The organism is Azospirillum sp. A23 (genome assembly GCF_042938965.1).
GTDB classification, from domain to species: Bacteria; Pseudomonadota; Alphaproteobacteria; order Azospirillales; family Azospirillaceae; genus Azospirillum; species Azospirillum melinis.
The window spans coordinates 1343449-1363073 of record NZ_CP170667.1; the positions used below are offsets into that span (position 1 = coordinate 1343449).

General features: G+C 66.1%; 21 protein-coding genes. 5 read left to right on the forward strand and 16 right to left on the reverse strand.

The features are described from left to right. Nucleotides 1–224 precede the first annotated feature (224 nt). From ntrC to ABNQ40_RS23685, 4 genes are all read right to left on the reverse strand, one after another. The gene (ntrC, locus tag ABNQ40_RS23670) at nucleotides 225–1670 is read right to left on the reverse strand and encodes a nitrogen regulation protein NR(I) (protein ID WP_109049896.1); all 1446 of its coding nucleotides are present in this window, start codon (nucleotides 1668–1670) and stop codon (nucleotides 225–227) included. Beyond that, nucleotides 1670–2884: a nitrogen regulation protein NR(II) gene (locus ABNQ40_RS23675; RefSeq protein WP_247879786.1), complete on the reverse strand. Its 1215-nt coding sequence runs from the start codon at nucleotides 2882–2884 to the stop codon at nucleotides 1670–1672. Before ABNQ40_RS23675 ends, ntrC begins: the two co-directional genes overlap by 1 nt. Further along, nucleotides 2884–3870 carry a tRNA dihydrouridine synthase DusB gene (gene dusB, locus ABNQ40_RS23680; RefSeq protein WP_109049897.1) on the reverse strand — a complete coding sequence of 329 codons (987 nt, stop codon included), beginning with the start codon at nucleotides 3868–3870 and terminating at the stop codon, nucleotides 2884–2886. Before dusB ends, ABNQ40_RS23675 begins: the two co-directional genes overlap by 1 nt. A 156-nt stretch (nucleotides 3871–4026) precedes the next feature. Continuing rightward, nucleotides 4027–4857 (reverse strand): inner membrane protein YpjD, encoded by an 831-nt coding sequence (locus tag ABNQ40_RS23685; protein ID WP_109049898.1) that lies wholly within the window; start codon nucleotides 4855–4857, stop codon nucleotides 4027–4029. A 175-nt stretch (nucleotides 4858–5032) separates the two neighbouring features. On the opposite strand from ABNQ40_RS23685, the gene ABNQ40_RS23690 reads away from it, so the two are divergent. From ABNQ40_RS23690 to ABNQ40_RS23700, 3 genes are all read left to right on the forward strand, one after another. Further along, complete coding sequence (locus ABNQ40_RS23690) at nucleotides 5033–6205, forward strand: bifunctional 2-C-methyl-D-erythritol 4-phosphate cytidylyltransferase/2-C-methyl-D-erythritol 2,4-cyclodiphosphate synthase (RefSeq protein ID WP_109049899.1); 1173 nt, start codon at nucleotides 5033–5035, stop codon at nucleotides 6203–6205. A 137-nt stretch (nucleotides 6206–6342) separates the two neighbouring features. Beyond that, nucleotides 6343–6846, forward strand: a complete 504-nt coding sequence (locus ABNQ40_RS23695; protein ID WP_109049900.1) for a CinA family protein — start codon at nucleotides 6343–6345, stop codon at nucleotides 6844–6846. A gap of 3 nt (nucleotides 6847–6849) precedes the next feature. Beyond that, on the forward strand, nucleotides 6850–7077 hold the full coding sequence (locus tag ABNQ40_RS23700; protein ID WP_342210697.1) for a 4-oxalocrotonate tautomerase: 228 nt from the start codon (nucleotides 6850–6852) through the stop codon (nucleotides 7075–7077). A gap of 33 nt (nucleotides 7078–7110) precedes the next feature. Here the strand turns inward: ABNQ40_RS23700 and ABNQ40_RS23705 are convergent, their stop codons facing one another. From ABNQ40_RS23705 to ABNQ40_RS23745, 9 genes are all read right to left on the reverse strand, one after another. After that, nucleotides 7111–7566: a type II toxin-antitoxin system RatA family toxin gene (locus ABNQ40_RS23705; RefSeq protein ID WP_109049901.1), complete on the reverse strand. Its 456-nt coding sequence runs from the start codon at nucleotides 7564–7566 to the stop codon at nucleotides 7111–7113. A 36-nt stretch (nucleotides 7567–7602) separates the two neighbouring features. After that, a complete protein-coding gene (gene lipA / locus ABNQ40_RS23710) occupies nucleotides 7603–8559 on the reverse strand; it encodes a lipoyl synthase (protein ID WP_109049902.1) in 957 nt (318 codons plus the stop codon). A 63-nt stretch (nucleotides 8560–8622) separates the two neighbouring features. Beyond that, on the reverse strand, nucleotides 8623–9108 hold the full coding sequence (locus tag ABNQ40_RS23715) for a DUF29 domain-containing protein (protein WP_109049903.1): 486 nt from the start codon (nucleotides 9106–9108) through the stop codon (nucleotides 8623–8625). 42 nt (nucleotides 9109–9150) lie between these two features. Further along, the gene (lpdA, locus tag ABNQ40_RS23720; protein WP_109049904.1) at nucleotides 9151–10548 is read right to left on the reverse strand and encodes a dihydrolipoyl dehydrogenase; all 1398 of its coding nucleotides are present in this window, start codon (nucleotides 10546–10548) and stop codon (nucleotides 9151–9153) included. A 15-nt stretch (nucleotides 10549–10563) separates the two neighbouring features. Further along, complete coding sequence (locus ABNQ40_RS23725) at nucleotides 10564–10866, reverse strand: chorismate mutase (RefSeq protein ID WP_109049905.1); 303 nt, start codon at nucleotides 10864–10866, stop codon at nucleotides 10564–10566. Between the two features lie 19 nt (nucleotides 10867–10885). Beyond that, nucleotides 10886–12208, reverse strand: a complete 1323-nt coding sequence (locus ABNQ40_RS23730) for a pyruvate dehydrogenase complex dihydrolipoamide acetyltransferase (RefSeq protein WP_109049906.1) — start codon at nucleotides 12206–12208, stop codon at nucleotides 10886–10888. Between the two features lie 16 nt (nucleotides 12209–12224). Then, nucleotides 12225–13613 carry a pyruvate dehydrogenase complex E1 component subunit beta gene (locus tag ABNQ40_RS23735; protein ID WP_109049907.1) on the reverse strand — a complete coding sequence of 463 codons (1389 nt, stop codon included), beginning with the start codon at nucleotides 13611–13613 and terminating at the stop codon, nucleotides 12225–12227. Between the two features lie 78 nt (nucleotides 13614–13691). After that, on the reverse strand, nucleotides 13692–14705 hold the full coding sequence (gene pdhA, locus ABNQ40_RS23740; RefSeq protein WP_109049908.1) for a pyruvate dehydrogenase (acetyl-transferring) E1 component subunit alpha: 1014 nt from the start codon (nucleotides 14703–14705) through the stop codon (nucleotides 13692–13694). 194 nt (nucleotides 14706–14899) lie between these two features. Beyond that, nucleotides 14900–15271 (reverse strand): septum formation initiator family protein, encoded by a 372-nt coding sequence (locus ABNQ40_RS23745; protein ID WP_199235327.1) that lies wholly within the window; start codon nucleotides 15269–15271, stop codon nucleotides 14900–14902. Nucleotides 15272–15626: 355 nt separating this feature from the next. Between ABNQ40_RS23745 and ABNQ40_RS23750 the strand changes: the two genes are divergently transcribed. Continuing rightward, nucleotides 15627–15938 carry a hypothetical protein gene (locus ABNQ40_RS23750; protein WP_109049909.1) on the forward strand — a complete coding sequence of 104 codons (312 nt, stop codon included), beginning with the start codon at nucleotides 15627–15629 and terminating at the stop codon, nucleotides 15936–15938. Nucleotides 15939–15988: 50 nt separating this feature from the next. Here ABNQ40_RS23750 and modC read toward each other — a convergent pair whose 3' ends face one another. The 3 genes from modC to modA are packed head-to-tail and all read right to left on the reverse strand — an operon-like array spanning nucleotide 15989 to nucleotide 18628. Continuing rightward, nucleotides 15989–17110: a molybdenum ABC transporter ATP-binding protein gene (modC, locus tag ABNQ40_RS23755; RefSeq protein WP_109049910.1), complete on the reverse strand. Its 1122-nt coding sequence runs from the start codon at nucleotides 17108–17110 to the stop codon at nucleotides 15989–15991. Between the two features lie 2 nt (nucleotides 17111–17112). Continuing rightward, nucleotides 17113–17808, reverse strand: coding sequence for a molybdate ABC transporter permease subunit (gene modB / locus ABNQ40_RS23760; RefSeq protein WP_109049911.1), 696 nt, complete (start codon nucleotides 17806–17808; stop codon nucleotides 17113–17115). Between the two features lie 10 nt (nucleotides 17809–17818). Continuing rightward, complete coding sequence (modA, locus tag ABNQ40_RS23765) at nucleotides 17819–18628, reverse strand: molybdate ABC transporter substrate-binding protein (protein ID WP_109490937.1); 810 nt, start codon at nucleotides 18626–18628, stop codon at nucleotides 17819–17821. Between the two features lie 231 nt (nucleotides 18629–18859). On the opposite strand from modA, the gene rpe reads away from it, so the two are divergent. Continuing rightward, nucleotides 18860–19513, forward strand: coding sequence for a ribulose-phosphate 3-epimerase (gene rpe, locus ABNQ40_RS23770; RefSeq protein ID WP_109049912.1), 654 nt, complete (start codon nucleotides 18860–18862; stop codon nucleotides 19511–19513). Nucleotides 19514–19625 lie beyond the last annotated feature (112 nt).

The window sequence follows — 19625 nt, forward strand, 5'->3', positions numbered from 1 at the left end:
AATCTGTTGCCGGAAAGATACACCTCTGTTGCGGCCCTGCCAAGCCTCAACGAATCTGCCTTTCGGACAGCACAGTCTACGCCGGAAGGTGTCAGACGAGGTGCAGAAGGCGTTAAGTGGCCAATGGGCGGCGGTTTGCCCGCCGCCCTTGACCGGGCTGTGTCACAATTTTGGCACGGATCGGCCGCTATGGCGGGCCTCCCACACGCACTGCCGGATGCGACCTATTTGATGCCGCGCATCACCTGGATATCGAGGTCGCGGATCTTCTTGCGCAACGTGTTGCGGTTCAGACCGAGCAGCTGTGCCGCCTTGATCTGGTTGCCGCGGGTCGCCGACAGGCTGAGCGAAATCAGCGGCCGTTCGATTTCACGCAGCACCCGGTCATACAGGCCGTTGGACGGCATGCCGTCCTTGTGGGCGGCGAAATAGTCCTTCAGGTGGCGCTCGACGGCCGAGGACAGGCCCTCGCTCTGCGGTTCCTCGACCGGTTGGGCGGCCGGGGTGGCGTCGGCGAGTTCCGCCTCGACCACGTCCAGCCCGATGACCTCCTGCGAATAGAGCGCAGCCAGACGGCGGACGAGGTTTTCCAGTTCACGGACGTTGCCGGGCCAGCGATAGCGCTTCAGCCGGTCCATCGCCGCTTGGTCGATGCTCTTGGCCGGAAGTCCCTGGCTGATGCCGAGATTCAGGAAATGGCGGACCAGCAGCGGGATGTCTTCCGTCCGCTCCCGCAGCGGCGGCAGGCGGATCGGCACCACGCAGAGGCGGTAAAACAGATCCTCGCGGAACAGGCCCTGGCGGATCAGGGTGCGCAGGTCGCGGTGGGTCGCTGCGATGATGCGCACGTCGGTCTTGATTGCGGTGCGCCCGCCGACGGTGGTGTATTCGCCTTCCTGCAACACGCGCAGGAGCCGGGTTTGGGCGTCGAGCGGCATGTCGCCGATCTCGTCCAGGAACAGCGTGCCGCCCTGCGCCTGCTCGAACCGGCCGGTCGACCGGTTGGTGGCACCGGTGAAAGCGCCCTTCTCGTGGCCGAACAGTTCGGATTCGATCAGTTCGCGCGGGATGGCGGCCATGTTGATGGCGACGAAGGCGCCGTTGCGCCGCTTGCCGTAATCGTGCAGCGCGCGGGCCACCAGTTCCTTGCCGGTCCCGGACTCGCCGGTGATCATCACCGTCAGGTCGGTGCCCATCAGGCGGGCCAGCACCCGGTAGATTTCCTGCATGGCGGGCGAGCGGCCGATCAGCGGCAGCTGTTCCTCGCCCTCCATGTCGCCCCCCGGCATTGCGGCCGGCGGGGTGTTGGTGTTCAGCGCGCGTTCGACGACGGAAACCAGTTCCTTCAGGTCGAACGGCTTGGGCAGATATTCGAAGGCCCCACGCTCCGCCGCCTTCACCGCAGTGATCAGCGTGTTCTGCGCGCTCATCACGATGACGCGCATTTCGGGCCGCAGCTTCTTGATGCGCGGGATCAGGTCCAGGCCGTTTTCGTCCGGCATCACCACGTCGGTGATGACCAGATCCCCCTGCCCGTCCGCCACCCAGCGCCACAGCGTCGCGGCGTTGCCGGTGGTGCGGACCTCGTGCCCCAACCGGGCCAGGGCCTGCGTCAGGACGGTGCGGATGGCGCGGTCGTCATCCGCGATGAGAATGGTCGCTGCGCTCATCAACGAGTCCCCCGGCCGCCCTTGGACTGCAAGCCAGCGTCAGAAATCTTCGAGTCCCCGGAAAGCTTCGGTTGATCGTATTTCGAATCATCGTACATCGGCAGCGACACCTTGAAGACGGTCCGGCGAGGCTGGCTGTCGAACTCGATGGTTCCGCCATGGTCGCCTATCAGTTTCGCCACCAATGCAAGACCAAGGCCAGTCCCGTTCACTTTGCTGGTCACGAACGGATCGAACAGGTTGGACTGCAGGTCTTCCGGAATGCCGTCGCCGTTATCCTGAACCGTCACCAGCAGGGGCAGGTGCCGGCGCACGTCCCCGCCGGGCAGCGCCATGCGCACACCGTGCTGGTAGGAGGTCGTCAGCGTGATCTCGCCGCCCGATTCCGGTGCAGCCTCCGCCGCATTTTTAACCAGATTCAGGAAAACCTGCACAAGTTGGTCGCGATTGCCGTAAACAGGAGGCAGTGACGGGTCGTACCGCTCGACAAAGCGTATTTTTCGGGCAAAGCCGCTCTGGGCCACTTTCCGCACATGTTCCAGAACGGTGTGGATGTTCACCGCGGCGCGCTCCAGCGGCCGTTCGTCGGAGAACACCTCCATCCGGTTGACCAGTGCGACGATGCGGTCGGCCTCGTCGCAGATCAGGCGGGTCAGCACCCGATCCTGGTCGCTGGCATTCTCCTCCAGCAGCTGGGCGGCGCCGCGAATACCGGACAGCGGGTTCTTCACCTCGTGCGCCAGCATCGCCGCCATGGCGGTGACGGAGCGCGCAGCGTGGCGGTGAGTCAGCGAATGGTCGATCTTGCGGGCGAGGGACCGCTCATGGATGGTCAGCACCACATGGTCGGGCGGGTCGCCCATGGTCGCCACCTGCACCGTCACATGGTGCGGGCCGATGCGGGGTGTGTCGATGATGACACCGTCCTGCGACACCCGGCGGCTGCCCCGGCGCACCTGTTCGATCAGGCCCATCACCGGGCTGTCCGGCGGCAGCAGGTCGGGCAGCGGCATGCCTTCCATGGCGTTGGCGGACAGGTCGAAGAACTCCTGCCCTTCCAGATTGACGAAACGGATGTCGCCGTTGCCGTCCACCACCAGCACCGGATCGGGCAGGCTGTTCAGCACCACCAGCGAGTCCAGCCGCGGCGCTCTGGCGGCACCCGACCGGTTGCGGCCACGCTGGCCCGGAGCGGTCATCGGTACGGGATCCATCAGGCGGCCATCCTTTCGATTGCCGGTTCATAGAAGGCACGGATGCGGTCGCGCACCGCGTTCGGGTCATCCAGCTGGTTGACCTCCTGCCGGAACTCGTTGGAGCCGCGCAGGCCGGTCGAGTACCAGGAGACATGCTTGCGGGCGACCTTGATGCCGCCGTCCGTGCCGTAATGGCTCAGCATGCTGTCGAAATGCTCCAGCAGCGTGTCCATCTGCTCGGGCAGCGTCGGGTCGGGCAGCTTCTCGCCGGTGCGCAGATACTGCATGACCTGAGACGGGAACCAGGGGCGCCCGTAGCTGCCGCGCCCGATCATCACGCCGTCGGCGCCGGATTCGGCGAGCGCACGGTCCACCGCCTCGAAGCTGGCGATATCGCCGTTGACGACGATGGGGATCTTCACCGCCTCCTTCACATGGCGGACGTAGGTCCAGTCTGCGGTGCCGGTGTAGAACTGCATGCGGGTGCGGCCATGGACCGTCACCATCCTGATGCCGCACTGCTCGGCGATGCGGGCGAGATTGGGGGCGTTCCGGTTGGTCTCGTCCCAGCCCAGCCGCATCTTCAGCGTCACCGGAATGCCGACGGCCTTCACCACCGCCTCCAGGATGCGGCCGGCCAGTGCCTCGTCCCGCATCAGGGAGGAGCCGGCATGGCCGTTCACCACCTTCTTGACCGGGCAGCCGAAATTGATGTCGACGACCGCGGCGCCGCGGTCCTCGTTCAGCTTCGCCGCCTCGGCCATCACCTCGGGCTCGCAACCGGCGAGCTGGACCGCCATCGGAAACTCTTCCGGCTCGGTTTCCACCATGCGCAGAGTCTGCCGGTTCTCGCGGATCATCGCCTGGCTGGCGATCATCTCAGACACGACGAGGCCGCAGCCCGCGCGCTTCACCAGACGGCGGAACGGCAGGTCGGAGACACCCGACATGGGCGCCAGGATCACCGGTCCGGCGAGCGTGATGGGTCCGATTTGTATGGTCATTCTCACCTGCCCGATTGATGGGCAAATCAACAAAGTGCCGTCAATTTGGGCAAGTTATCACGTGGCGACAGTCGTGCGCAAGGGCGAAGCCCGGCCGCCGCGCTCAAGCCCCGTCCTAAACCCATGATCTTGCACCGGCTTGCGCCGATTTCCGGCTCAGCTCCAGGTCCACTGCCCGATCAGCACGTTCGAGACGAACTTGACGCCGGGATAGGCAAGCGTCGCCAGCAGGTAGACGATCAGCATGGTGCGCGCCGCCGTCCGTCCACGCACCCCGGTCCGGTATTCGGCAAGCAGCAGGATTCCAATCACGATGAAGGTCGCGAGCGACAGCAGGCTCTTATGGTCGGTGCGGAACAGCAGCCCCTGCTCGAAATAGAGCACGGCCATGCCGGTGGCGAGCCCGGCACCCAGCACCACTTCGGACGCGATCAGCAGGCGCAGTTGCAGCCGCTCGCTCTCCGCCACCGGCGGCAGGAAGCGGCTGAGCGGGGTCGGTCGCTTGGACTTCAGTGCCCGGGTCTGGATCACCGCGGCGAAGGACGACACGGCGCTGAGCGTCAGCAGGGCATAGGTGAAAACCGACACGGCGATGTGCAGGTCGATCCACACGCCCGGCGCATTGCCGCGCAGGATCGGCGCCGGCGCATCCTCGGTCAGGGTCGCCAGCAGGCAGACCACCAGCAGATAGGGCAGCAGCAGCGGCGCCAGCCTCCAGGCGGTGGCATGGAACAGGCTCAATCCGATGAACAGCGCCATGCAGGCGGCCGTCGTTACCCACAGCGCCGTCGAGAATCCGGTCTGCCATTGGCCGGCAACCTGGAGAATCGCCCACATGCCGGGTCCGGCGGCGGCAAGCAACAACGCGCCCCAGAAAGCCCAGCCGCGCCCCTCCACGCCCTGCCCCGCGATGCGCCGGTAGGGGTAGAGGGCGGCAGGCACCAGGGCCACCAGCGCCGTCAGGCTCAAAAGAATGTTCTGCGACATGGACCCGAATGCACTCCCGTCTTCCCGCCATCATGCTGCCGGAGCGCGCCGGCCGGCTCCCTGACATTGTCCGGAGCGTCTCGGCGGCAAGGCTCGGCACTTGGCGGAACCACGGCGACAGGCTAGGCTCCGCGACGTTTCCGTCAAGTGGCTATCATATCTTACGGTTTGCCTTATGCCCACCTGCATCGCCCCCACCTGTATTGCTTTGATCGTGGCCGGAGGGTCCGGACAGCGGTTCGGGGCCGAGCGGCCGAAGCAGTATCTCGACCTCGCGGGCAAGCCGGTGCTGCGCCGGACGGTGGAGGCTTTCCTGAGCCATCCGCAGGTCACCGGCGTGCGCGTGGTCATCGACCCGACCTGGCGCGATGCCTATGACGCCGCCCTGTCCGGGCTTGCCCTGCCCGACCCGGTTGTCGGCGGCGCCAGCCGTCAGGACTCGGTCCGCAATGGGCTGGAGGCCCTGGCCGCCGACGGCGCACCCGATCTCGTGCTGATCCACGACGCCGCCCGCCCCCTGATCGATGCGGACACCATCGCTGCGGTGATCGCGGCGCTGGACAGCACGCCGGGCGCCATCGCGGCGGTGCCGGTGGCCGATACGCTGAAGCGCGGCAGCGGGGACGCCATCACCGGCACGGTTGACCGCGACGGGCTGTGGCGGGCGCAGACACCGCAGGGCTTCCGCTTTCCCGCCATTCTCGAAGCGCACCGGGCCGCCGCCGGTCTGTCGCTGACCGACGATGCCGCGGTGGCGGAGCGTGCCGGGCTGACCGTGGCGCTGGTGCCGTCCAAGGAGGACAATTTCAAGGTGACCACCCCCGACGACCTGACCCGCGCCACCCGAACGATCATGAGCAGCCTGTGGGACGTGCGGACCGGCAGCGGTTTCGATGTCCACCGCTTCACCGATGGCGATTTCGTGACGCTCTGCGGCCTGCGCGTCCCCCACAGCCATGGGCTGGAAGGCCACTCCGACGCGGATGTCGGATTGCATGCCCTGACCGACGCCATTCTCGGGGCGCTGGCTGCCGGCGACATCGGCAGCCACTTTCCGCCGACCGATCCGCGTTGGCGCGGGGCCGACAGCGCCAAGTTCCTGCGCCATGCCGCCGATCTGGTGGCGGAGCGCGGCGGCGTCATCGCCCATGCCGACGTGACCATCATCTGCGAGCGACCGAAGGTCGGCCCCCACCGCGCCGCCATGGCGGACCGCATTGCCCAGATTCTGGGCATCGAGGTCGGACGGGTCAGCGTGAAGGCGACCACCACCGAACAGCTGGGCTTCACCGGTCGGCGCGAGGGTATTGCGGCACAGGCTGTGGCGACCGTCCGACTTCCGGGATAGATCGGATCGCGTAAAATCGGAATCGATTTGACGCGTGAATCCGATCGTTAAACAGAAAGCTATAGCGCCGTCCGTTTCATATTAAACGCACGGCGCTATAACATCCCGACCAACGATACGAACCGGGAGAGGCCGTCATGTTTCCCGAGATCATCCGCGACCTGGCCGCCCAGACGCTTGCCGAATACGGCCTCGCCGGCTTCATGCTGGCGACGGCCGAATCCTGCACCGGCGGCCTGATCGCCGGCGCCCTGACCGACATAGCCGGCTCGTCCAAGGTGGTCGACCGCGGTTTCGTCACCTACACCAACATCGCCAAGACCGAGGTGCTGGCCGTGCCCGCCAGCCTGCTGCATGCCCATGGTGCCGTCAGCCCGGAGGTGGCCGTCGCCATGGCGGTCGGCGCGCTGGCAAAGTCGCGCGCCGACGTGACGGTGGCGGTGACGGGAATCGCCGGCCCCGGCGGGGCCACGGAAACCAAGCCGGTGGGCCGGGTCTATGTCGCCACCGCCGTGCGCGGCGGAGCTGCCAAGGCCAAGGAATACACCTTCCCCGGCGACCGCGACGCCGTTCGGATGGCGACGGTCCAGGCGGCGCTGGAGCGGCTTCGGCTCGCCCGGCCAACCGGAAGCCTACGCTGAAGAATCGCCGACAAGCTCTTTACCAATAAGGAAAAAGACCCGATGCCGACCATCAACATCCAGCTGTTCGAAGGACGCACCGTCGAACAGAAGCGCGAATACGCCAAGGCGTTGACCGAGGCGACCGTAAAGGTCCTCGGCTGCTCGCCGTCCGCGGTGGACATCATCTTTCAGGACGTGAAGAAGAGCGATTGGGCGAGCGGCGGGGAACTGTGGTCGGACAAGAGCTGACCGACCACCCGCCTCAATCGTCCGCGGCCGGCGTCAGGCCGGCTGCGTCGCCCGGCCCGGCCCGTAAAGCTGGGCCGCGCGCGTTTCGAAGGCCTGCACCATGCGGCGGACAGCCTCATTGAACAGCAGGCCCATGATCTTCTGCAGCATCTTCGAGCGGAACTCGAAATCGACGAAGAAGTCGACGCAGCAGCCGCCGGGATGCTCGTTGAAGATCCAGTGATTGTTCAGATACTGGAACGGCCCGTCAGTGTACTGCACGTTGATCCGGCAGTCGGGCTCGTGCAACTCCACTCGTGAGGTGAAGCGTTCGCGGACCATCTTGAAACCGATGATCAGGTCCGCGAACATGACATTGTCTTCGCGCTTGCGGATGCGGGCCGCCAGGCACCAGGGCAGAAACTCCGGATACTTCTCCACGTCCGCGACCAGGTCGTACATCTGCTGGGGCGTGTAGGGAAGAACCTTCTTCTCCGCGTGCGTCGGCATGCCCGTACCGTGTCCTTTCTTATTGAACCGCCTGGATCAGGCGGCGGCGACCCCCAGCCTACGCAGCCGGGCTTCGCGCAGCTTCTCGAAATCCGCACCCGCATGGTAGGACGAGCGCGTCAGCGGCGACGAGGCCACCAGCAGGAAGCCCTTGCCGCGGCCAACAGTGGAATAACCGTCGAACTCCTCGGGAGTCACGAAGCGATCCACCGCCGCATGCTTGGGCGTGGGCTGGAGATACTGCCCAATCGTCAGAAAGTCCACATCGGCGGAGCGAAGATCGTCCATCACCTGCCCGATCTCCTCCTTGGTCTCGCCCAGGCCGACCATCAGGCCGGACTTGGTGAAGATCGTCGGATCCAGTTCCTTCACCCGCGCCAGCAATTGCAGCGAGGCGAAGTAGCGCGCGCCGGGACGGATCGTCGGGTAGAGGCGCGGCGCGGTTTCCAGATTGTGATTGAAGACGTCGGGCTTGGCCTCCACCACCACCTCGACCGCACCCTTCTTCTTCTGGAAGTCGGGGGTCAGGATTTCGATGGTGGTCGTCGGCGAGGCGACGCGGATGGCGCGGATGGTGCGGGCGAAATGCTCGGCACCGCCGTCGGCCAGATCGTCGCGGTCGACCGAGGTGATGACGACGTGGGACAGCTTCAGCTGACCGACGGCCTCCGCGACCTTCTCCGGCTCATGCGGGTCGAGCAGATCCGGACGCCCGGTCTCAACGTTGCAGAAGGCGCAGCCGCGCGTGCAGATGGAGCCCAGGATCATGAAGGTGGCGTGCTTCTGCTTCCAGCACTCCCCGATGTTCGGGCAGGCGGCCTCTTCGCACACCGTGTTCAGCTTCAGCCCGCGCATCAGCTGGCGGGTCTCGTTGTATTCCTGGCTCATCGGCGCCTTGACCCGGATCCAGGCCGGTTTGCGCTGGATGGGATTGTCGGGCTTATGGGCCTTTTCGGGGTGGCGCAGCTTCTCGGTCTGGTCGACGAGGGTCATGGTCTAAAGCTCCCGATGGCCGACGCGATGCCCCGGCCCCGACAATTAGGTGCGATGAGGATGTCAAACCCGCCATTCCGGCGGAAACAGTTCGGCCGGATAGGCCGGATCGAGCGCCTGGTCAAGCGTGAAAGGCGGCTCGACCGGGAAATGGCCGTCAGAGGTATCCGCCTCGACGGCTGCCCGCAGGCGGGCATCCGAGTAAACCTCGGCGAAAATGTCGGCGATGTATGGCCGAAGGCTTGGGCTGTCCTTGATCTCGCGGATTAGCTTCTTGCGCTGCTCCCGTACTGTCAGGCGCCAGCCACGCTCGCAGCGTTCCCGAAGATCTGGGCAGAACATCCACTTCAGCAAATGGACCAACAGAACGCCAAGGCGATGGTCGATCTCGGACTTCTGGCTGCGGCCCATGCTCTCGATCTCCTCGGCGACGTTCTCCCAGTCGACCGGGGCGTTGTTCCGTTCGGCGCCGGCACGGCGAAGCTCCTGCGCCTGGGCTTGGGTCCAGGCATAGAAATCATCGTCATACGCGGCGCTGCTGCGGTCCATGGCCCCATCCGACTGGGAAGAACGTCACCTCGGAAACACTAGTTAAAAGTGGATCGCCCGGCCATAGGCATCAAGGACCGACTCATGCATCATTTCCGACAGGGTCGGATGCGGGAACACAGTGTGCATCAGCTCGGCCTCGGTCAGCTCCGACGACTTGGCGATGCCGTAACCCTGGATCAGCTCGGTCACTTCCGCACCGATCATGTGGGCGCCCAGCATCTCGCCGGTCTTGGCGTCGAAGATGGTCTTGATCAGGCCTTCCGGCTCGCCGAGCGCGATGGCCTTGCCGTTGCCGACGAACGGGAAGCGGCCGACCTTGATCTCGTAGCCGGCTTCCTTCGCCTTCTTCTCCGTCAGGCCGACCGACGCGATCTGCGGGTGCGAATAGGTGCAGCCCGGGATGTTGCGGACGTTCAGCGCATGCGGATGCTTGCCGGCGATGTGCTCGGCCACGATCACACCCTCGTGGCTGGCCTTGTGGGCGAGCCAGGGGGCGCCGGTCACGTCGCCGATGGCGTAGACGCCCGGCTCGTCGGTCTCGCACATGCCGTTGGTCTGGATGTGGCCGCGGTCGGTCTTGACCTTGGTGTTCTCCAGGCCGAGGTTCTCGGTGTTCGGGCTGATGCCGACGGCGACGATGACGCGGTCGACCGTGATGTCCTCGGTCTTGCCGCCGGCCTCGACGGCCACGGTCACGCTGTCGGCGGCCTTGCGCAGGTTGCCGGCCTTGCCGCCGGTGATGATGCGCATGCCCTGCTTTTCGAAGGCCTTCCGGGCCAAGCCCGAGATCTCCTCATCCTCAACCGGAAGGATGCGGTCCATCACCTCGACCACGGTGACCTTGGCGCCGAGCGCATTGTAGAAGCTGGCGAACTCGATGCCGATGGCGCCGGAGCCGATGACCAGCAGCGACTTCGGCATGGCATCCGGGGTCATCGCCTTGCGGTAGGTCCAGACCAGCTTGCCGTCATCCTCCAGGCCCGGCAGCGTGCGGGCACGGGCGCCGGTGGCGATGATTATGTGCTTGGCGCCGAAGGTGCCGACCGGGGCTTCGCCCTTGGAAACCGCCACCTGCCCCTTGCCGAGCAGCTTGGCGGAGCCTTCGATCACCGCGACCTTGTTCTTCTTCAGCAGGTGCTTGACGCCGCCGTTGAGCTGCCCGGCGACCTTGCGCGAACGGGCGACGACCTTGTCGAGGTCGAAGGACGGGTTCTGGATGACCAGACCATAGTCGGACGCATGCTTGGCGAGATGCAGCACCTCGGCCGAGCGCAGCAGCGCCTTGGTCGGGATGCAGCCCCAGTTCAGGCAGATGCCGCCCAGGTTTTCACGCTCGATGACGGCGGTGTGCAGGCCCAGCTGCGCGGCGCGGATCGCCGCCACGTAACCGCCCGGTCCGCCGCCGATGACGATGACGTCGTAATTGATGTCGGCCAAGGGTGTTCTCCCCATTCAGGAGCGAGGCGCATCCTCGCGGCCGGCGGCAAAGATGCCTTCCTCGACCCGGCACGCCTCGTCGATGATCGTCTGGTACAGGGTGGCCATGAAGTCCGGATCCAGGCCGTACGCCAAACCCGCCTCGGCCGCCCGCCGTTTGACCGCTTCGACGCGGTCGGGCAGGACGGCCGGCAGGTTCTCCGCCATCTTCACCGATGCTACGCGGTGGACGACGGACAGGCGCTTGCCCAGCAATGCGACGATCTCGTCGTCGATGGCGTCGATTTCGGCGCGAAGCGGGGCAAGGTTTTTCGACATGGAACCGGTCCTCCAACCGTCAGAGCAGCATCGAGAGCGGATCCTCGAGCAGCTTCTTCACCGCTCCAAGGAATTCCGCACCGACGGCGCCATCGGCCACGCGGTGATCGAAGGTGCCGGTCAGGCTCATCACCGTGGCGATGGCCAGAGCGCCGTCCTTCACCACCGGGCGCTGCTCGCTGGCGCCGATGGCCAGGATGCAGGCCTGCGGCGGGTTGATGATCGCCTGGAACTGCTTGATCCCCATCATGCCAAGGTTGGAGATGGAGATGGTGCCGCCCTGATACTCTTCCGGCTTCAGCGCGTTGTCGCGCGCCTTCTTGGCCAGCACCTTCATCTCGTTGGAGATGTCGGCCAGACCCTTCGTCTCCGCCTTCTTGACGATCGGGGTGATCAGCCCGGTCGGCGTGGCGACGGCAACCGAGATGTCGGCATGCTGGAACTGCAGCATCGCCTCGTCGGTCCAGGCGGCGTTCAGCGCCGGGACCTTCTTCAGCGCCAGCGCCACGGCGCGGATGATGAAGTCGTTCACCGACAGCTTGTAGGCGTCGGACCGGCCGTTCAGCTCGGCACGGACCTTCATCAGCGCGTCGATCTCGACATCCACCGTCAGGAAGTAGTCGGGGACCGTGCGCTTCACCTCGCCGAGACGCTTGGCGATGGTCTTGCGCATGCCGCTGTTCGGCACGGCGGTGTAGGCCATGCCCAGCTTGTCGGCGAGCGCCTTGGCATCCACACCCTCGGCCTTGGGAGCCGGGGCCGGTGCAGCGGCGGAAGCCGGAGCGGCGGCCGGAGCCGGGGCAGCAGCCGGAGCGGCAGCGGCCTTGGCCGGGCCGGCAGCCTTGGCGGCCTCGACGTCGGCCTTGACGATGCGGCCGTGCGGGCCGGTGCCCTTGATGGTCTTCAGGTCGACGCCGGCCTGCTCGGCGATGCGGCGGGCCAGCGGGCTGGCGAACACGCGCTCGCCAGCCGCCGCCGGAGCGGCCGGAGCCGGAGCAGCGGCGGCAGCCGGGGCTGCCGTGGGCGCCGGGGCGGCGGCCGGAGCAGCGGCTGCCGGGGCCGGAGCGGAACCGGCGGACGCCAGCGCGCTCTCGTCCTCGCCATCTTCCAGCAGGATGGCGATGGGGGTGTTCACCGCCACGCCCTGGCTGCCGGCCGGGATCAGGATCTTGCCGATGCGGCCTTCATCGACCGCTTCGACTTCCATGGTGGCCTTGTCGGTTTCGATCTCGGCGAGCACGTCGCCGGACTTCACCGTGTCGCCTTCCTTCTTCAGCCACTTGGCGAGGTTGCCCTCGGTCATCGTGGGCGAGAGGGCGGGCATCAGAATCTGAACGGTCATCCTATCAGCCCTCCTCTCAGCGGTAGCAGGCTTGCTTGGCGGCCTTGACGATGTGATCGACCTGCGGCAGCGCCAGCTTTTCCAGGTTGGCAGCGTAGGGCATCGGCACGTCGAGGCCGGCCACGCGGGCCACCGGCGCGTCGAGATAATCGAACGCCTGCTCCATCATCAGCGCGCACATTTCCGAACCGATGCCGGCGAAGGGCCAACCCTCCTCGACGGAGACGAGGCGGTTGGTCTTCTTGACGCTGTTGACGATGGTCTCGGTGTCGAGCGGACGGATCGTGCGCAGGTTGATCACCTCCGCGTCGATGCCTTCCTTGGCCAGGATCTCGGCGGCAGCCAGGGCATGGCCGACCATGATCGAGAAGGCGGTGATCGTCACGTCCTTGCCGGCGCGCTCGACCTTGGCCTTGCCGATCGGCAGGACGAAGTCCTCGTCCTCCGGAACCTCGAAGCTCTGGCCGTAGAGGATCTCGTTCTCGAGGAAGACGACGGGGTTCGCGTCGCGGATCGCCGCCTTCAGCAGGCCCTTGGCGTCGGCCGCCGACCAGGGCGACACGACCTTCAGGCCCGGGCAATGGGCGTACCACGAGGCATAGCACTGCGAGTGCTGGGCGCCGACGCGGGCAGCGGCGCCGTTGGGGCCGCGGAACACGATCGAGTTGCTCATCTGACCGCCCGACATGTACAGCGTCTTGGCGGCCGAGTTGATGATGTGGTCGATCGCCTGCATGGCGAAGTTGAAGGTCATGAACTCGACGACCGGCTTCAGCCCCTTGAAGGCGGCGCCGACGCCGAGACCGGCGAAACCGATCTCGGTGATCGGCGTGTCGATGACGCGACGCTCGCCGAACTCCTGCAGCAGGCCCTGGGTCACCTTGTAGGCGCCCTGGTATTGCGCGACCTCTTCACCCATGACGAACACCTTGTCGTCACGGCGCATTTCCTCGGCCATCGCGTCGCGCAGCGCTTCGCGGACCGTCTTCTTGACGGTCTTGGCCATGAACCTGTCCTCGTCCGACGCGGGCGCCGCGACCGGAGCCGCCGGCACCGTGGGCGCCGGAGCCGGAGCGGCTTCCGCCACCGGGGCGGGAGCGGGGGCGGCCGGAGCGGCGGCGGTCGGGGCGTTGCCGCCCTTGCTCAGCGCGCTCTCGTCCTCGCCCTCTTCCAGCAGGACGGCGATGGGGGTGTTCACGGCGACGTTGTCGGTGCCCTCGGCGATCAGGATCTTGCCGACGCGGCCTTCATCGACCGCCTCGACCTCCATGGTCGCCTTGTCGGTTTCGATCTCGGCGAGGACATCGCCGGACTTCACCGAGTCACCTTCCTTCTTCAGCCATTTCGCCAGTTTGCCCTCTGTCATCGTGGGCGACAGGGCCGGCATCAGCACTTCGATCGGCATTCCTCAACCTCCGGCGGCGCGGGGAATCCGGTTTCCCGTCCCACAAGGCGCCGCTCCCGCTTATCGTTGACGTCAGGATCAGACGAGAATGTCGGTCCACAGCTCCGACGGATCGGGCTCCGGGCTCTGCTGGGCGAATTCGGCCGATTCGGTGACGATCGCCTTCACCTCGCGGTCGATCTCCTTCAGCTTGTCCTCGTCGGCGTGGTTGCCGGACAGGATCTTCGCCTTCAGCTGATCGATGGGATCGGATTCCGACCGCATCTTCTCGACCTCTTCCTTCGTCCGGTACTTGGCCGGGTCGGACATCGAGTGGCCGCGGTAGCGGTAGGTCTTCATCTCGAGGATGACGGGGCCGTTGCCCCCACGGATGTGGGGCACCCACAGGTCCGCCGCGGCCTTGACCTCCAGCACATCCATGCCGTTGACCTGATAGCCGGGGATGCCGTAGGCCGCGCCGCGCTGGTGCAGTTCGCCGGCAGAGGCGCGCTCCTGCGAGGTGCCCATGGCGTATTTGTTGTTCTCGATGATGAAGAGCACAGGCAGCTTCCACAGCGCCGCCATGTTGAAGCTCTCGTAGACCTGGCCCTGGTTGATCGCGCCGTCGCCGCAATACACGGCGGCCACGCCGCCGTCGTTGCTGTACTTGTGCGCGAAGGCCAGACCCGTGCCGAGCGGGACCTGCCCGCCGACGATGCCATGGCCGCCGAAGAAGTTCTTCTCCTGGCTGAACATGTGCATCGAGCCGCCCTTGCCCTTGGAGTATCCCCCAATGCGGCCGGTCAACTCGGCCATCACGCCCTTGGCGTCCATGCCGCAAGCCAGCATGTGGCCGTGGTCGCGGTAGCTGGTGATGACGCTGTCGCCATCCTTCAGGGCAGCCTGCACGCCGACCACAACGGCTTCCTGGCCGATGTAGAGGTGGCAGAAGCCGCCGATCAGGCCCATGCCGTACAGCTGGCCCGCCTTCTCTTCGAAGCGGCGGATCAGCAGCATCTCGCGATAATAATGAAGAAGCTCTTCGGAAGAGACGGCTTGAGCGGGCGCGGTGTCGGTCTGCGCCTTGGTGGAACGGCGTCGGGACGCGGCCATGATTCCTCCCCAGGGTTCAAGCGGCAAAGGTCATTGACAGAACCTTTTGCCGCCGCGCGTTGCGGGCATACGGGAGCCCGCACCGGAAGCGAATATGGCGCGCACACTACACGAGCTTCAGGAGGCGCGCAAACGTCTGTTTTTGCAGCGCTATTTCAGATTAACCGCGAAACGGTTAATCGGCTGAAATCCCCTTACTTCTGCTGGCTGGACCCTTCCTGTTCAGCCAGTTTCGGCAGCTTTACGATGACGTCGCGCGCATTCGAGAAGTTCAGCATCAGGCGCGCCCGCTCCTCCAGCATGTCGCGGTCGAGGCCGTCGCCGCGCAGCAGCTGCGCGCGGCGTTCCATATCCTCCCGCTCGGTGCGGAGCTGGTTGAGGACCCCTTCGGCCTGGGCGATCTCCCCCTGGATCTGCTTCATCGCCACCAGCCCGCGGTCGCCGTGGACCGCGTAGTAGGCGAAGTAGGCGACCACGCAGGCGCATAGCGCCGGCATGATTGCTTGGCGGATCGCGCTTTTGGCGGCGCGGGCGAGCGTGTCGGTGAGATCGGCGATCATCGTCATGGTGGCATGATGGAATCACAGCGACTTTCCGCCGGTCAAACGAAAAAGATGGAAAAGCCAAGTCGCAAAAGGTTCGTGTTCTTTGCGCAACCCAGTAATGGGTATCTGTCACGCGCAGACCACAAGTCGCGACGATGTTCCTGTAAAGTTCTCATCTGTCATCGTAAACATCCGTGGCCGGAAACCCGTTCATCGGAACAGGCACCCACCCGGCATAGCACCAAGGTCGATGGAATGAAACCGGCGGTGGCGTGTTTGAACGCATACGACGTCACCGGGGCCGTACCGAGTCCGCTTCGTACTCGCACAGCAGGTCCCGTCGATGGCGCCGCCCACTGGCTGAGGAGCAACACTCATGCGCAGCAAGTTTCTGATCGTGGCCATGCCCGCCCTGCTTCTGGGTCTGGCCGCCTGCGATGACCAGAACGCCCAGAATTCCAACGCGTCCAACCAGACCAGCCCGACGACCAGCAGCGGGTCGAGCAGCGGCTCCACCACCGTCCCGCCGCCTTCGACCGGCGTGCCGGTGCAGGGCGGCACCTCCGGCAACTCGATGAACGAGACCACCGGCGCCACCCAAACCGTGCCGGGCGGATCGACCGCCGGCGGGTCGGCCGGTGGCGGTGCCAGCACCGGCGGATCCGCCGCCCCCTCGGGCGGGCAGTAAAAGCGGCGGATTGCGGCCCCTCTCCTTTTCGCGGACGAGGGGCCGTCCGCTTACACGTCCACCACCCGTCCATGCCGGTCCGACACGGCGGTGCCGCCATGCGGTTCGAACGCAACGCCCTTGACCAGCGCCACCACCTCGCGGCCGGGCATCAGTCCCAACTCGCGCACTGCCGCACGGGTGATGCGCGCGATCAGAAAGGAACCACCCACCGCCAGCCGCACGTCGGCGGAGGATGGGCCGGCTTCCGCCAACTCGATCACCGTTGCAGCCAGCGCGTTGCGCAGGCTGACGCCGGCCAGCGGCTGCAACGCGACGATCACGTCGCGGGCATGGATGTGCAGCCGCACCGCGGAACCGGGCGGACGGTCGATCTGCGGCACGGTCAGCCTTCCGCCGTCGAAGGCCAGCACCGACAGGCCGTCGTCCGGAATATGGGTCTCGACCGTCAGGTCCAGCACGGCGCCGGCATCCTGCGCGCCGGTCACCGCCGACAGGTCCAGCCGGCCCATCACCGTTCCGACCGGTCCGGACGCACGCACCCTGCCCTCCACGATCAGCACCATGGTGGTGGCGAGCCTCACCACCTCGTCCAGCGCGTGGCTGACCATGACGATGGGGATGTTCATCTCGTCACGCAGCCGCTCGATGTAGGGCATGATCTCCGCCTTGCGGGCGGCGTCGAGCGAAGCCATCGGCTCGTCCATCAGCAGAAGGCGCGGCTGGGCCAGCAGGGCGCGGCCGAAGGCGACACGCTGCCTCTCGCCGCCGGACAGACCGCGCGGCCGGCGGTCCAGCAGATGGCCGAGCCCCAGCAGGTCCACCACCGGGCCGAAGGCGATGCGCCGTTCCGCGGCCGGCACACGGCGCAGGCCGTATTCAAGGTTGCTGCGGACGGTCATATGCGGAAACAGCCGCGAATCCTGGAACACATAGCCGATGCGCCGCTTCTCCACCGGCACGTCGACGCGCCGGGCGCTGTCGAAGAACACGGTGTCGCCGACGCGGATATGCCCGTCGTCCGGCCGGGTCAGTCCGGCAATCGCATTGATGACCGAGGTCTTGCCAGACCCGGAACGGCCGAACAGCGCCGTCACGCCGCGTTCCTCGGCGGTGAAGGCGATGTCGAGCGTAAAGGCGCCCAGCCTCTGGCGGATTTGCAAATCGAGCATGTTCAGACCTGCCCGATCAGGCGGCGAACCCGGTTCGCCAGGAATTCGGACAGCATCAGCGCCAGCAATGCCACGGTGAAGGAGATTGCCGCCAGCCTTGCCGCCACCGCATCGCCGCCGGGTTCCTGCGTCGCGGCATAGATCGCCAGCGGCAGGGTCTGCGTCTTGCCGGGGATGTTGGAGACGAAGGTGATCACTGCTCCGAACTCGCCCATCGCCGCTGCGAAGGCTACGATGGCGCCGGACAGCAGTCCGGGCGCCATCAGCGGCAGCAGAATGGTGAAGAAGCGGTCGACCGGCCCGGCACCCAGCGTGCGCGCCGCCGCCTCCAGCCCGCCGTCGATGGCCTCCACCGACAGGCGGATCGCCCGCACCATCAACGGGAAGGAGGTCACCGCCACCGCCAGCGAGGCGCCTTCGGCGGTGAAGATCAGCTTCACCCCGAAGGTCTGGTACAGCCAGCCGCCGACCACTCCCTTCGTCCCCATGGTCACCAGCAGGATATAGCCAGTGACCACCGGCGGCAGGACCAGCGGCAGATGGACCAGCCCGTCGAACAGCGTCTTGCCCGGAAAGGAATAGCGGCCGAGCACCCAGGCGGCGAGCACGGCGAGCGGCAATCCCAACGCGATGGCGACGCCCGCGACACGCAGACTCAGCAGCAACGCGGTGGTTTCCATCGGCGTCAGGATTTCCATGCCGCTGAGCTTACGGTGCTTTGGGCGCCGGGACGAAGCCGAATTCCTTCCAGACCGCCATGCCGTCCGGCGACTTCATGTAGTCGAGGAACGACGCGGCAGCCGCATTCTTCGAGGACGCAACCAGCGCCGCCGGATAGGTGATCGGCGGATAGCTGTCGGGCGGGAAGGCCGCGGCGACCTCCACCCCCGGATCGACGGCCGCATCGGTGCGATAGACGATGCCGACCGGCACCTCGCCGCGGCTGACCAGAACCAGGGCCGCACGCACGCTGTCGGCCCGCGCCAGCTTCGGTTCGACCGCCGCCCACTGGTCCAGCTTCTCCAGCGCGGCCTTGGCGTACTTCCCGACCGGAACGTTCGACGGGTCGCCGGTGGCGAGCCGCCCGTCGCTTAACTGCTCCGCCAGCTTGCCGCCCTTGGACAGATCGGGCTTCAGCGTCGATCCCTTCGGCACCACAACCACCAGCTCGTTGCCGAGCAGGTTCACCCGGCTGTCGGTCTTGATCAGGCTGCGTTGCTGGAGATAGTCCATCCAGTCGAGATCGGCCGAGATGAAAATATCGGCCGGAGCGCCATTCTCGATCTGCTTGGCCAGAGCCGACGAAGCGGCGAAGGAGGAGGTCACGGTGGCCCCGGTCTTCGCCTTGAACTGCGAGGCCAGCTTTTCCACCGCATTCTTGGTGGAGGCCGCCGCCAGCACCAGCACATCCTGCGCCATCGCCGCCGGTGCCGCGAGCGTCAGCCCGACACCGAGAATGACCGCCGACATCGCCGACCTGAACCGGCCGCGCCCCAGAGACCCATGCAACCCAACCATCGCCACCTCCTGCCGGATTTGACATTTCATCTATATTCAAACGGATACAACGCTTCGCAATTGCGGTAAAGCCCAAACGGCCCGGCTGCCGCTGGATCCGACTCTCAGCTGCCGAACCTGGATGCGCATATCGGGCGTTCACATCATGTCATGACTTGCCTCGCTACGCCGTGATAGGAAGTTCGGCTGATCGGACCCGGTCCAAGCCACCTCCCGCACCAGGAAAGCCCCATGCGCGCCGTCAAGATTTCCCCCTCGATTCTCTCCGCCGATTTCGCCCGGCTGGGCGAGGAGGTCCGCGCGGTCGATGCCGCCGGCGCCGACTACATCCACATCGACGTGATGGACGGCCATTTCGTGCCCAACCTGACCATCGGGCCGGGCGTGGTGAAGGCGCTGCGCCCCCATACCGCCAAGGTCTTCGACGTCCACCTGATGATCTCGCCGGTGGACCTCTTCGTTCCGGAATTCGCCAAAGCCGGCGCCGACATCATCACCGTCCATCCCGAGGCCGGTCCGCACCTGCACCGCACCATCCAGCTGATCAAGTCGCTGGGCAAGAAGGCTGGCGTGTCGCTGAACCCGGCCACGCCGGTGGACGCCATCCAGCATGTGCTGGAGGACATCGACCTCGTGCTGGTAATGACTGTGAACCCCGGCTTCGGCGGCCAGAGTTTCATCAAGAGCCAGCTTCCGAAGATTCGCGACCTGCGCGCCCGCATCGACGCGCTCGGCAAGCAGATCGACCTCGAGGTGGACGGCGGCATCAATCCGGAAACCGCGCGTCTGGCCATCGAGGCCGGCGCCGACGTGCTGGTCGCCGGCACCGCCACTTTCACCGGCGGATCGGAGCAGTACGCCGCCAACATCAGCGCGCTGCGCTGACCCGGCCCGAAGGAATGCAGCCCCGCAGCGCCCCCGATCGAGGAGCGCTGCGGGGCCGTTTTCGTTCAGGGAGACGGCCGGGAGGATACGGCGTAGGGCCGGGAGGCTCCGC